A 12,599-nucleotide genomic window follows, 5' to 3' on the forward strand; every position below is an offset into this window, starting at 1 on the left:
GTGCGATCACTCAGAGCGTGCCCTGGTGCACAGGGCGTCGGGTGCTCCCCGCAGCGAAATAAAGGAGGAGGCGAAGCCGGGGGACATTCGCGGAGGGGAGCACCCGGCGGCCTGTGCACACGCCCTGAAAAGCACCCCACCGAAACAAGAGAACAAGGACACACACCATGAAGAACCTATGGCTAGCCCTGCTATTCCTGACAGGCGGATTCGCGCAAGAAATACGCAACCCGCTCAACTGCCAATGCATCACAAGCCGCGTCAATTCAAGACAGCGTCAATCCACGGCCTCGACAGACGAAGCAAACACATAGCCCTCACTGCGCACCGTCTTGATGTACCGCGGCTCGCGCGCATCGTCTCGCAGCCGCTGGCGCAAACGGCTCACCAGCAAATCGATAGAACGCTCGAACAACTCAGCCTCGCGCCCCTGCGTGAGACTGAGCAACTGGTCACGGCTCAACACCTTCTGCGGATGGTCGAGGAACACACGCAACAGCCGGTACTCCGCTCCACTCAGCGCCACCATCACACCACTGTCGTCCAACAAATGGCGCGCCTTGGTGTCCACCTGCCAATCACCGAAGGCCAACATGGTCGCCGACTCCGTCGAACGCATGTTCGGCGGCAACATGCGCGTGCGGCGCAACACCGCACGCATGCGCGCCAACAGCTCGCGGGCCGAAAACGGTTTGGCCAGGTAGTCGTCAGCGCCCATCTCCAGCCCGAGGATGCGGTCCGCCTCTTCGCTGCGCGCCGTCAGCATCAGGATGGGCGTGGCCTTGTACTTGCCCGTGCGCAGGTCACGGCAAAGCGTGAGGCCGTCTTCGCCAGGCAACATCAAGTCCAGGATGATGAGATCGAACGGGCCCGACGACTCCAGCGCCGCGCGCATGTGCCGCCCCGTGGGCACCGCCACCACGCGCAGGCCGTTCTTGACCAGGTAGGTGCTGAGCAGCTCGCGGATTTCCCGGTCGTCGTCAACGATGAGGATGTGGTCGGAGTTCTTGAGGGTCGTCATGGCCGTGCCGTGGGGCGTGCAGTGCTGCGCAAGCCGCAATGTAGCCCCGCTGGCGCAACGGACAAGCGGGTTTGTATGCCTGTGTATCCGGCAGGCCGCGCGGCCACAGTACGTTGCGCGGCGGCACCGACACGGGGCGCACCTATCATGGCGGCCGAATGAAAAGCCGCAGCCCTCTCCTCACCTTCGTCGCCATCCCTCCCCTTGTTTCGCTTTTGGCCCTGCTGCCGGGCGTTGCGCTCGCGGCCTCGCTGGCCGGCACGCTGCGCGAAGGCGGCGGCATCGACGACCTGCACATCGTCGTGCAGTCCGCCACAGGCCAGCGCGTGACCGCCTACTGCGACGGCCACTGCGGCGACTGGTTCGACGAAGACGCGGCCTCGGAAGGCTCGCGCCTCAAGAAGAAGCTGGTGGGAAAGCAGGTGCTGCTCGACTACCGGCGCGAGCCCAACAAGGACCGCATTGCGGGCCCCGGCGCCAACGAGGCGCTGGACTTCGTGAAGAAGGTCGAGCTGCTGAAGTAGCCCTGCAGGGTGGGGCCGCGTGGACCCACGTGGACCCACGTGGACATGCGTGGACATACGTGGACATACGTGGGTAATGTTCTATGTCGAACACCGCAGCTCCACACACTGCAATACAAACAAGTGGCCGCGGGGCCGGGGCCGGGTCTATAACCCAGCCATGCCCAACGCCGCCAGCCTCTCCGCGCCCACAGCCACAGCCGCGACTGCCGTTGCAGCCGCCCCCCAGGGCCTGCGCCGCCTGATTCCGCGCACGCTGTTCTCGCGGGTGACGCTGATCATCGTCATCGGCCTGGCGATCGCGCAGCTGCTGACCTTCATGGCGATTGGCTACGAGCGCGGCCTGGCGATGCGCGAGCTGATGATGACGGGCATCGAGCGCGACATCGCCAGCTCGGTCGCCATCCTCGACCGCCTGCCAGCCAACGAGCGTGATGCTTGGCTGGCGCGGCTGGAGCGGCGCAACTACCGCTTTGCGCTGGGCGGCACGGCGCAAGGCACGCCGCCCGACACGCCGGCGCTGAAGCAGTTCGCCACGGCCATCACCGATGCGATGCGTCCGTTCCAGACCGTGAAGGTGGCGCAGGTGGCGAAGGACCTGCAGATTCAGGTGCGCCTGTCGGACGGCTCCAGCCTGCTGGTGCATGCGCGACGGGTCGACATGCCGGTGTCGAGCTGGGTGATGTGGCTGCTGGGGGTGCAGCTGCTGGTGCTGGCGGTGTGCGCCTGGTACGCGGTGCGGCTGGTGACGCGCCCGCTGGCGCAGCTGGCCGACGCGGCCGACGAGCTGGGGCCCGACCTGAAGGGCCGGCCGCTGGCCGAGGAAGGCCCCACCGAGGTGAAGCACGCGGCGCGCGCCTTCAACGCAATGCAGAAGCGAATTGCGGGCTACATGGCCGAGCGTGTCGAAATTCTTGCGGCCATCTCCCACGACCTGCAGACGCCCATCACCCGCATGCGGCTGCGCACCGACCTGATGGACAGCGCGCAAGACCGCCACAAGTTCCGCCAGGACCTGGACGAGATGCATGCGCTGGTGCGCGAAGGCGTGACCTACGCACGCACGCTGCACGGCACCACCGAGCCGCCCTGCCGCGTGGACGCCGACGCGCTGTTCGAAAGCATGCTGGCCGACTACGAAGACGCGGGCCAGCAGGTGCGGCTGGAAGGCCGCGCGGGCGCACCCATCGTGACGCGGCCGAACGCGTTGCGCCGCATCGTGATGAACCTGATCGACAACGCGCTGAAGTTTGGTGACGACGTGCGCCTGCAGGTGCATGCCGACGCCGACCAGCTGGTGGTGGCCGTGCGCGACAACGGCCCCGGCATTCCGCCCGACGAGCTGGACAACGTGCTCAAGCCCTTCTACCGCGTGGAAGGCTCACGCAACCGCAGTACCGGCGGCACGGGCCTGGGACTGGCCATTGCGCACCAGCTTTCGACAGCGATGGGCGCGCAGCTGGCACTGCGCAACCGCGACGAAGGCGGTCTGGAGGCGCGGCTGACGATGGACATCCGCGCCGCACCGCCGGGCTGAGCAGCGCCCCTTGCACTGTCGATTGGTTGAAGCGGTTCTCGCGGCGAGGCCGCGAAGCCTTTGCACGCTTGTTCTTTCGCCTGTTCACTCACCGAGACCCACCATGCTTCTCTTACTCGTTGCCTACCTGGGTGGTGTGCTCACCATCCTGAGCCCGTGCATCCTGCCCGTGCTGCCGTTCGTATTCGCGCGGGCGGACCGGCCCTTTCGCTCGCACGGCCTGCCGATGCTGGCGGGCATGGCGCTGGCGTTTGCCGCCATCGCCACGCTGGCGGCGGTGGGTGGCGCCTGGGTGGTGACGCTGAACGCCTACGGGCGCGACGCCGCCATCGCGCTGTTGGCGGTGTTTGGCGTGACGCTGCTGTTTCCGTCGGTGGCCGACCGCTTGAGCCGGCCACTGGTGGCGCTGGGCGAGCGGTTGTCGGGGCAGGCAGCGCCGGTGGGTGCGTCGCCGGGGGAGTCGGTGGGCACATCTGTTTTGTCGCCGCTGCTGCTGGGCGTGGGCACGGGGCTGCTGTGGGCGCCCTGCGCGGGGCCGATCCTCGGGCTGATCCTGACGGGGGCGGCGCTGAACGGCGCGAGCATCGGCACGTCGCTTCTGCTGCTGGCCTATGCGGCGGGCGCGTGCACCTCGCTGGCGGCGGCGCTGCTGTTCGGCGGGCGGCTGTTCGGGCTGATGAAGGGCTCGCTGCACACCGGCGAATGGGTGCGGCGCGCGGCAGGCGTGGCGGTGCTGGCCGGTGTCGGCGCCATTGCGCTGGGGCTGGACACGGGGCTGCTGAGCCGCGTGTCCTTCGGCACCACGACCGCGCTGGAAAAGGCGCTGGTGGACAAGGTCGAGCCGAAGCGGCCGCAAGCCGGCATCGACCCCTCGGGGCTGGTGCTGACCGCTGCAACGCCTGGCCCTGGCCCTGGCCCTGGTCCTGCTCCCGCGCTGTCGCTGCCCGACGAAGGCGGCTTCGCGCCGCTCACCGGCGCCACCGAGTGGATCAACACCGCCCCGCTCACGCCTGCAGCCCTGCGCGGCAAGGTGGTGCTGATCGACTTCTGGACCTACTCGTGCATCAACTGCCTGCGCGCCCTGCCCTACGTGCGCGCCTGGGCCGAGAAGTACAAGGACGCGGGCCTGGTGGTGGTGGGCGTGCACACGCCGGAGTTCGCCTTCGAGAAACAGCCGGCCAACGTGCGCCGCGCCACAAAAGATTTAAGCGTGGACTTTCCGGTGGCGGTGGACAGCAACTACGCCATCTGGCGGGCGTTCGGCAACCAGTACTGGCCGGCGCTGTACTTCATCGACGCGCAGGGGCGCATTCGCCATCATCAGTTCGGCGAAGGTCAGTACGAGAAGTCGGAGCAGGTCATTCGGCAGTTGCTGGCCGAGGCCGGGCACCCGACCATGGCGGGCCAGCCGGTGGCACCCGAAGGCCAGGGAACGCAGGCCGCCGCGGCGGAGGTGCCCGCCTTGTCGGGTGAAACCTACCTGGGCTACGAGCGCGCGCATGGCTTTGCGTCGCCCGGCGGCCTGGCCAAAGACCGGACCCGGGTTTACCAGGCGCCCGCCGCACTGCGCACCAACCAGTGGGCGTTGAACGGCGAATGGACGGTGGGCAACGAAGGCGCGGTGCTGGCGCGGGCTGGCGGGCGAATCGCCTACCGCTTTCATGCGCGCGACCTGCACCTGGTGCTCGGCCCTTCGGCCGACGGCACGCCTGTGCGCTTCAAGGTGACGGTCGACGGCCAGCCGCCGCTGGCGGACCACGGCGCGGACACCGACGCGCAAGGCAACGGCACGGTCGGCGCGCAGCGGCTCTACCAGCTGGTGCGGCAGGCATCGAGCCCCGCCGAGCGGCTGTTCGAAATCGAGTTTCTCGACGCGGGCGCGCAGGCCTTTGTGTTCACCTTCGGCTGAAAGGCGCGCAGCGTGCGGGCCCACCCGGGTCCACTCGGGCCTATCGGCCAGCTGCGACTTTCAGGCGCGCGGGCGCAGCGGCGGTTCGAGCAGGTTCGCGGGGTACAGGGGGTCGTGCTGCTGCGGCTCGGCTTGTGCCAGGCCCTGGTCCATGGGCAGCAGCCCGCCGAAGTCGCTGACGGCAAAGTCCGCGGGCACGTGCACGCCGGTGTCGTCGCGCCGAACCAGGCCGCGGTGCTCCATGTCGCGCATGGTCTTGTTGACCACCTCGCGCGACAGGCCGGAGTAAGAGGCGATCACCGACTGGGTGATGCGCTTGTCGTAGGCGCCCGTGCTCGCAGGTGCCAGCAGCGTGAGCTGGTGCAGCACGCGGCTCACCAGGTCTTCGGCCGACAGCGCGGAGATGCGGCGCAACTGGCCGCGCATGACGCTCATGCGCTTCATGGCCAGCCCAAGCAGCCCGATGGCCACCTCCGGGTACGAGGCGCACAGCCTGCGGATCTCGGCCACTGGAACGAGGTACACCGCCGAGGGCAAGGCCGCGACCAGTGTCTGCGTGGCCTGGTAGTTGTCCTCGCTAAGGGAGGGGCCCAGAAAGAAGTCGTCCTGGCGAATGAAGTCGGTGGTGACGTCGCTGGGCTGGGGGCTGCCCTTGCCGTGAGCCACCACGCGCAGCAGGCCGCTGGCCACGCAGTAGACGCGGTCGGTCCAGTCGTCGGCGGCCAGCACCGTTTCGTTGCGCCTGTAGGAACGCAGCTCGCTGCACTGGACCAGTGCCGAGCGTTCGGCCTTCGACACATTGGCGATGAGAGGATGCAGGTACACGAGTGTTCGCAGCGACGTACAACAGTCAGGCAGTGATCATGAACGCACCGCCAACGGTGGGTGCTCGACGGGCATGCGCCACCTCAGCAATTCGGCGCCCTCTTCCTTCCGCTGCGCGACCGGGGTTGGGCCGGGTCGGGTGAATGCAGCGCGGCTTCCAGCGCAAGGTATTGGGCGGTGCCGATGAAGTCGTCCGGGTCCGCGTTGTTCTGGGTCGAGGCGCAATGCTGGAGCAGCTCCTGCACGGCGCGCTGCAGTTGGAGCAGGTCGGTGGTCAGATTCACCAGGCGCATTTGCATGTCGGGCGGAAGGCTCATTGTTGGTCTGGGTAGTGATGCACGTCGGTGCCTTGGTACGTGTAGGCGGTGCGCTCTGCGCCGCGCACGCCGTAGCCCTGCAGCCACTGAGCGCCGGCACGCGCGGCGACTTGCACGTCGTCTTCGCGCTCCACCCCGTCGACCACCACGTGCGAAGCAAAGTGGGCGCACAGCGCGACCATGCCGCGCAGGCAATCGCGGCCGAAGGCGCCGTCGCGGGCACGGCGCAGAAAGGACGCGTCGAGCTTCACGATGTCGGGGCCGCAGGCCTGCACCGCGGCCAGGTTGTCGCCGCCGCCGCCGAAGTCGCGCAGCGCGATGCGGCAGCCGCGCAGCTGCATCTGCACGCAGAAGTGGCGCGCGGCCTCCAGGTCCGGGAGCGCGGCGCTGCCGGTGATTTCGATCACCAGGCGCGACGCCAGCGCGGGCTCTTCGTCGAGCGCCGCGAGCATCGAGGCCCACCAGTGGTCGAGCTTGGTGCTCTGCGCGGAGATGCTCACGCCGATGTGCGAGCTGCCTTGAAGCCGCAGCGCGGCCAGCGCCTGGCGCACGGCGACGCGGTCGAACGCCCGCGCCAGGCCCAGACGCTGCAGGCAGGGCATGAACACCTCGGGCGTGAGCGACGCGGGCGCACCGCGGCTGGGGGCGAGGCGCGCACGCCCGGCGCGGTAAAAAATGCTCGCATGGGTGCTCGCATGGCTGCTGGCGTTGGTGCTGGCGTGCATCACGGGCTGCCAGGCGAAGGACAGCGCCTCGGCCCGCAGCGCCTCGCTCACGCGCACCGCCACGTCCATGTCGGCGCGGTAGCGCTGGGAGCCGCCGTCCGCCCGGCTTTCGCGCGAGTCGGGGAAAGGCTGCGCGGTCCACAGCGTGAGTTCGATCTCCGACGTGCCGAGCTGTGCAGGCGAGCGCACCTCGATCCAGTCGGCATGCAACTGCACCAGCGCCGCGATGCCCTTGGCACGCACCGGCTCGGCGCCCAGCACGGCAAGCAAGGTCTCGATGGGGCTGCTGGCGCTGCGCACGTCGTGCGGCAGGTCGGCGAACTGCGTGTCAGCGCAGGGTGGCGCGGGGGTGGCGTGGAGTGGCGCGTTAGGAGGCGGCTGCGTGCTCGTCGGCTTACAGCGCCATCGCCTGAAGGCTCGTGAAATCGGTGGACGCAAACTCGGCGCTGACATGCACGCCATCTTCTTCGCGCCGCACGAGGCCGCGGCTTTCAAGGTCGCGCATGGTCTTGTTCACCACCTCACGCGACAGCCCGGAGTAGGAGGCGATCACCGATTGGGTAATGCGCTTGTCGTAGCCGCTGCTGCCCGTGCCCGCGGGCGCCAGGTAGGTGAGCTGGCGCAGCACGCGCGTCACCAAGTCTTCTGACGACAAGGACGAAATACGCTGCAACTGGCCGCGCATCGACGCCATGCGTTTCAAGGCCATGCCGAGCAGGCAGAGCGCCACGCTGGGGTACGCCGCGCACAGGTTGCGCATTGCTGAAATGGGCACCAGGTAAACGGAGGACGGCAAGGCAGCGATGAGCGTCTGCGTGGCCTGGAAGCTGTCTTCGTTGAAGGCCGGGCTGAGGAAGAAATCGTCCTGATGAATGAAGTCGGTGGTGACGTCGGCGCCGCCGCCCGGCACAGGGGGTGCGACCACGCGCAGCGGGCCGCTGGCTACGCAGTACACGTGGTTCGACCACTCATTGGCAGTCAGCAAGGTCTCGTTGCGCCGGTACGAGCGAAGTTCGCTGCGCTGAACCAATGCCACGCGCTCTTTCTGCGGCAATTGGGCGATGAGGGGATGCAGGTACATGACGGGAGCGATTTGTGAAGCTGTGCGGCTGTTTGCGCCGCATTCACAAATATTGTGAGGCCCCCGCCGACGGACTTGACCCTGCGTCTCAGTTCAGCAGCTAAAGTGCTTTCGATCCGGTACTTTTTTGCAAATGCGTGGTTTTTCGGCCTAAATACCGGCAGAAGACGAAAGTAAGTGAAATTCAGCACAGCCGATTGTTGCGCTACGTCACGTGCATCTGCGAATACCGTGAACTGGGGAGTGCTAATTTAGTAGTCATTGGAAACAATTGCGTCATTGCACCGCAGGATGCCGAAGCGCCACAAGAGCGCGGCAGGGGAAGGTCAGAGTGCACAACCCAACGACTCAATGGCCAACTTTTTTTCTCTTTGTGCATGCGGCTCCGAATACCTGCAGCGGGTGCCGCGAAGCGCGTGGATGCGCCTGTTTCCGGGGCGCCTGCACTACCGCTGCTCTGTGTGCAAGCAACAGCATCTGGTCTCCGCCGACACGGTGGACGAGGCGCGAGCGTCGCAGGCCGGCAAGGACGCGTTGCGACAGAGATGAGCAGCAGCGTAAGGTGGCAATGTAAAAAGTCGTAAACCGATTTATGGGTTGCGGCGTTGCTACGCCATGGCCATACCGCAGCCTTCTTTCGTCGCTTTCGCTTTTGTCATGGGACTTGCCGCAGGCGCGATCCTGATGAGCATGCTCGCCGTCGTGCGATCAGATCGCGATCACGCCATCAGGGCACCGCAAGCTGGCCTTGCGCCAGGGCAGTGCCAGCGCCCCGCGCGCAGGTCTCGGCGCAGCGCAAGACGCCAGCCGGTGTCGCCGCAGCGATGCAGTTGGACCGCTGCGCGATCAAACAACCCGTAGAAACCCCAAAAGAGCCCGAATACACTGCTATACTTGCAGGTCGCTCAAAAATACTGAGCGTTGCCTGGCCAGGCAAGCCGAATCTCATACCGGCGCGTCGAAGTTGCTACGACGAGAAAAATAACAAGCGACTTCCGCAGATGAATATTTGCCGTAGCGTGGACCGCGTAAGAGTTCACGACCACATTCCAAAGCCCGCCTAGTGCGGGCTTTTTCGTGGGCGCTTGAAAAGTGCTGAGGTAAAGCTCGCGGCTTGGATCGTTGCAGGGCCGCCTGGCGAGCACGCGAAAGGTGACAGCCGCCGGCATCGAGGATGCCTCCCTGGGCAGACTTGCCCGCCCTCACCCTCTACCATCGCCGGCTGCTGTCGAGAGGCAGTGTGGTCGGGCGGAGTGAAGCCAGCATGAAGTCTGCAAGGGTGCTGGGTGAAGCCGGGCTTTTGTGCAAGCCGGCATCGGGGGGACGCGACCACCATCGAAGGCGAAGGCGAGGCGCAATGGCAGCGTTTCAGGCTTGCCAAAGAAACTGAAGTGACAAAGAAAAACGGCTCACGCCTTGTGAGCGTAACCCGTTGATCTATCTACTGATTTTGGTCGGTGTGAAAGGATTCGAACCTTCGACCCCTTGCACCCCATGTGGGCGCCTGATCCGATACAAGTCGTTGTCATGCGGTTGTTTTTTCGCCCTTTGCCTGACAAACAAAACGAGCAAAACCGTGGGGAATGAGCAGGAGCCTCATTGGGCGCCCAGCGCGTTTGTCAGGCAAACCAGGCCTGCTTTTCACCCCGTTCTAAACTGCCATTCGCCCCTTATCGCCCAGCGGCCCCAGAAGCGTTCTGTGGCTGCGCCGACCATCGATGCGCCAGAAATCCCCGGCTTCCGCCAACTCGGGCGAAATGTGTCGGTTGCGCACGAGCGCGTGGCACAAGTTGAGCAACTCATCCAGGCGAGAGACGAACAGTTCGTCAGTCTCTGGTTTCACAGGCTTCGGCCCCATCGATAAAACCTCGTCAAAAATTGCAAGGAACCAGCGTTCTACGCCCCTGTACCTAACAAATTCCGCGCCCGGAAAACCCGGAAATCACTAGTGAAATCAAAGAGTTGGGGATTTTTCAGGTCGGACTAAGTATGACTTAAGACGCAAAGCGTTTTTTTCGACAAAATGCCATGAAAGGAAAGCACAAAAAGTTGTGGCCATGGCAGCAATCACGAGGCCGGGGATGAATGGGAAATCTTTTCCCAAAGCCCATAATGTTGTCTGTTGAACCGGGAAGGCATAAATATAGATGCCATAAGAAATATCGCCATATTTTCCAATGTTGCTAAGCACGGGCGTCGAGCGGGTTCCTATGTATATAGCGACCACCGGAATAAGAAATAGCATCGATACGCGGTCCGCGCCAAAATAAAGAAGGGCTAGTGAAATAGCGCACGCTCCAGCAAGCAAGTAAAGCGGCGAATTCTCCCACGCTCGCCGATACAAATCGAGAGAGACTCCAGCGAAGAAATACAGTGCGTAATGATATTGATAGTCCGTCGGGTCAGCCGCAAACCCGAAATAGTAAATTCCACAAATGATTATCGCCAATACCGCCACCCATTTTTTAGCCATGATGCCGAGACAACCGGCGGCCAGCAGTAAAACGTAGCAATTTACTTCCAGCGGAATCGTCCAAAAAGAACCATTAACGACCCCCGGATAACTGTTTTCTTTAAAAACTCCTGGAAGAAAAAATCGAATTTTCCAGACTTGCAGGTTGAGCAAGAAAGATTCAAACTCTGGATGAGCAAAGTAAGCTTTTACGTTGAGGGACGAAATGGCAGGGCCAAGAAGAAATGCTGCAATCAAAGTGACGGCGGCAAGGCCTGGCCAGACCCTTAGGAATCTCTTTGCTAGAAAACGTAACGCATGTGGGTCCTGTCTCCAGCTTTGCGACACAAGAAAACCACTGACTGAAAAAAATATGAGGACGGCAAGCGTGCCCAGGTTCCTATGAAATAGGACTGGCTCAGGGCGAGCATTCAAGGCGAATTGATGACTGATTAGTACGGCGAATGCCGCCGACAATCTTACAAAGTCAAAATTATTCTGTCTGGATTTTTCGACTGTATTCATATAATTTCATGGCAATGGCATTTAATGCTCGCTCGATCCGAAACCTGTGAAGTGCAGGTTCTTCATGGCCGAAGTCAAGAACCATACGCGCGACGATTATCGACGAAGCGGGCATCAACACTGAAGGGAACGTCTGCATAGCTGATACGCGCCGTATATGAGTTGAACCCACGATTGCCAAAAATGAGTGAACGGTGCTTAGGCAACGAAAAAAGTGATGCAGCGAAGTGGTCAATCCAAAATGCATAGGGGATCTGATGCCTGGTTAGTCCGCGCTGAAAATCCACAACTCTATGATTTTGTTGATGATTTTGTTTTTTGGAGCACGAATTGCAAGCTGATGCGTTGAAGAATGCTAGCTTCTTTGGAAATTCGACGGAGTATATCGATGGGACCGCAGCCTTCATTGCCGCGCACCGAGGCACAACCTGCGCATGATCCTGGCGAAGCTGCGGCTTCTTAGCGCTCGAAATTAGGATGGCATTGCGCGCGCTGCTCTCTTCGCTGACGTCGGGTGGCACGCTTCATCACACCGCGCTTTGCTGAAATATGGAATTTTTCAGGGTGGACTTTTGAGGCGGCTTTTTCATGGGCGCCGTTCCGGTAGACTCGACGCGGGCAGTCCGCAGTTCCTCCCTCCCTCTTATGGGGCTGTCCCTTTGCCCGCCTCGTGCGGGCTTTTTCTTGGGCGCCCTCAGCGCCCTTGTGAACACTTGCTGATCGCACGAACATCCGCGAGACTGATCAACGTCTGCGAAAGGTCCCGACCATGAAGCTGATGACCGTCGACCTGACCGCCGACAACGGAACGGACTACGCGAGCTGGACAACGACTGGAGCGATCTCGCCCGCCGAGTCCGTTGACCGGCTCATACGCGTCCTGGCCGAAACCAGGAAGTCGCTCGAGCCAACGGTCCCGAAAGCGCTTCCGCTGATCATCAAGCAACCGCCACAGGTGCACTCGCCTGCGTGGCAATGGTCCATGGAGGCAGACGGCAGCCTGGTGCTCAACCTGCGCCACCCAGGGCTGGGCTGGCTCGGATTCCGGCTTCCCGACGCTGAAGGCTTCCATACGAATCTGGTGGATGTGATCCTCCAACGCGACGCGCTACGCACGGAACTGCGGCCGTCCGAGGACTGAGCGGATCTCATACGGAATTTGTATTGCGCCGCCCGCTGGCGCGGGAAATGGAAGATCCGCTCGCGCTGCCTTGTCGGCCATCTGTCAGACCTGGGCGTAGGAGGAGCAGTGCTGCGCTTGTCCTGCTTATCGGCCGCCAGCTTCGGGTCTGGCTTGTGCATACGGTTCATGAGCGGGTGCTCATCAGCGTTCAGCGTGAGCATGGTGAAGCTCTCGGGCACCTCCCCTGTCACCTTGTCTGTCCAGGTGGCCCACAGCCCTGCCAGGCCCCACGGCGCACCACCGGCGCGGCAAAACTGCCACCACTGTTCGAGACCATGGCCAGAACCCCGAGGACCCCAGCACCTTGATCAGCGTCGGACTGACGTTCACGGGCGATTGAGCCACTCAAGCGCGTTCGATGCTCCGTAGGCACAGATCCCCAACATTGCAATCGAAGGGCCCCAGCGCTCACCGCCGATGACGCCAACGATTCCGCAGGCGGTCAGCACCACGCCAATGAGCTGAAGTATTTTTACGGGTTTAAGGCGCAGCATAGATTG

11 protein-coding genes and 1 pseudogene are annotated in these 12,599 nt (G+C 63.4%); 4 read left to right on the top strand and 8 right to left on the bottom strand.

The window, feature by feature from the left end:
- Positions 1-277 precede the first annotated feature (277 nt).
- Positions 278-1,021, bottom strand: coding sequence for a response regulator (locus VLK31_RS28100; protein WP_409171769.1), 744 nt, complete (start codon positions 1,019-1,021; stop codon positions 278-280).
- A 158-nt stretch (positions 1,022-1,179) separates the two neighbouring features.
- On the opposite strand from VLK31_RS28100, the gene VLK31_RS28105 reads away from it, so the two are divergent.
- From VLK31_RS28105 to VLK31_RS28115, 3 genes are all read left to right on the top strand, one after another.
- Positions 1,180-1,545, top strand: a complete 366-nt coding sequence (locus VLK31_RS28105) for a hypothetical protein (protein ID WP_409171770.1) — start codon at positions 1,180-1,182, stop codon at positions 1,543-1,545.
- A gap of 160 nt (positions 1,546-1,705) precedes the next feature.
- On the top strand, positions 1,706-3,082 hold the full coding sequence (locus tag VLK31_RS28110) for an ATP-binding protein (protein WP_409171771.1): 1,377 nt from the start codon (positions 1,706-1,708) through the stop codon (positions 3,080-3,082).
- A gap of 103 nt (positions 3,083-3,185) precedes the next feature.
- Entirely contained in the window at positions 3,186-4,991 is a 1,806-nt protein-coding gene (locus VLK31_RS28115; RefSeq protein WP_409171772.1) for a cytochrome c biogenesis protein DipZ, read from the top strand.
- Between the two features lie 60 nt (positions 4,992-5,051).
- On the opposite strand, the gene VLK31_RS28120 is transcribed toward VLK31_RS28115, so the two are convergent.
- The 6 genes from VLK31_RS28120 to VLK31_RS28145 form a co-directional block, all read right to left on the bottom strand.
- Positions 5,052-5,816 (bottom strand): Crp/Fnr family transcriptional regulator, encoded by a 765-nt coding sequence (locus tag VLK31_RS28120; protein ID WP_409171773.1) that lies wholly within the window; start codon positions 5,814-5,816, stop codon positions 5,052-5,054.
- Between the two features lie 83 nt (positions 5,817-5,899).
- Complete coding sequence (locus VLK31_RS28125; protein ID WP_409171774.1) at positions 5,900-6,133, bottom strand: hypothetical protein; 234 nt, start codon at positions 6,131-6,133, stop codon at positions 5,900-5,902.
- The gene (locus tag VLK31_RS28130) at positions 6,130-7,158 is read right to left on the bottom strand and encodes an EAL domain-containing protein (protein ID WP_409171775.1); all 1,029 of its coding nucleotides are present in this window, start codon (positions 7,156-7,158) and stop codon (positions 6,130-6,132) included. Before VLK31_RS28130 ends, VLK31_RS28125 begins: the two co-directional genes overlap by 4 nt.
- Before the next feature lie 94 nt (positions 7,159-7,252).
- Entirely contained in the window at positions 7,253-7,939 is a 687-nt protein-coding gene (locus VLK31_RS28135) for a Crp/Fnr family transcriptional regulator (RefSeq protein ID WP_409171776.1), read from the bottom strand.
- 1,954 nt (positions 7,940-9,893) lie between these two features.
- Entirely contained in the window at positions 9,894-10,916 is a 1,023-nt protein-coding gene (locus tag VLK31_RS28140) for an acyltransferase family protein (protein ID WP_409171777.1), read from the bottom strand.
- A gap of 74 nt (positions 10,917-10,990) precedes the next feature.
- Positions 10,991-11,437 (bottom strand): hypothetical protein, encoded by a 447-nt coding sequence (locus VLK31_RS28145; RefSeq protein WP_409171778.1) that lies wholly within the window; start codon positions 11,435-11,437, stop codon positions 10,991-10,993.
- Between the two features lie 248 nt (positions 11,438-11,685).
- Here VLK31_RS28145 and VLK31_RS28150 point away from each other — a divergent pair, with 248 nt between their 5' ends.
- A complete protein-coding gene (locus VLK31_RS28150; protein WP_409171779.1) occupies positions 11,686-12,057 on the top strand; it encodes a hypothetical protein in 372 nt (123 codons plus the stop codon).
- A 101-nt stretch (positions 12,058-12,158) separates the two neighbouring features.
- On the opposite strand, the pseudogene VLK31_RS28155 reads toward VLK31_RS28150, so the two are convergent.
- A pseudogene (locus VLK31_RS28155) lies at positions 12,159-12,368 on the bottom strand (SOS response-associated peptidase); the annotation flags it as partial.
- Positions 12,369-12,599 lie beyond the last annotated feature (231 nt).

The organism is Variovorax sp. H27-G14, assembly GCF_046156345.1.
Classification (GTDB): Bacteria; Pseudomonadota; Gammaproteobacteria; order Burkholderiales; family Burkholderiaceae_C; genus Variovorax.

Coding starts and splice junctions, on each gene's coding strand:
- VLK31_RS28100 (WP_409171769.1), bottom strand. CDS start 1,021: ATGACGACCCTCAAGAACTCCGACCACATCCTCATCGTTGACGACGAC.
- VLK31_RS28105 (WP_409171770.1), top strand. CDS start 1,180: ATGAAAAGCCGCAGCCCTCTCCTCACCTTCGTCGCCATCCCTCCCCTT.
- VLK31_RS28110 (WP_409171771.1), top strand. CDS start 1,706: ATGCCCAACGCCGCCAGCCTCTCCGCGCCCACAGCCACAGCCGCGACT.
- VLK31_RS28115 (WP_409171772.1), top strand. CDS start 3,186: ATGCTTCTCTTACTCGTTGCCTACCTGGGTGGTGTGCTCACCATCCTG.
- VLK31_RS28125 (WP_409171774.1), bottom strand. CDS start 6,133: ATGAGCCTTCCGCCCGACATGCAAATGCGCCTGGTGAATCTGACCACC.
- VLK31_RS28135 (WP_409171776.1), bottom strand. CDS start 7,939: ATGTACCTGCATCCCCTCATCGCCCAATTGCCGCAGAAAGAGCGCGTG.
- VLK31_RS28140 (WP_409171777.1), bottom strand. CDS start 10,916: ATGAATACAGTCGAAAAATCCAGACAGAATAATTTTGACTTTGTAAGA.
- VLK31_RS28150 (WP_409171779.1), top strand. CDS start 11,686: ATGAAGCTGATGACCGTCGACCTGACCGCCGACAACGGAACGGACTAC.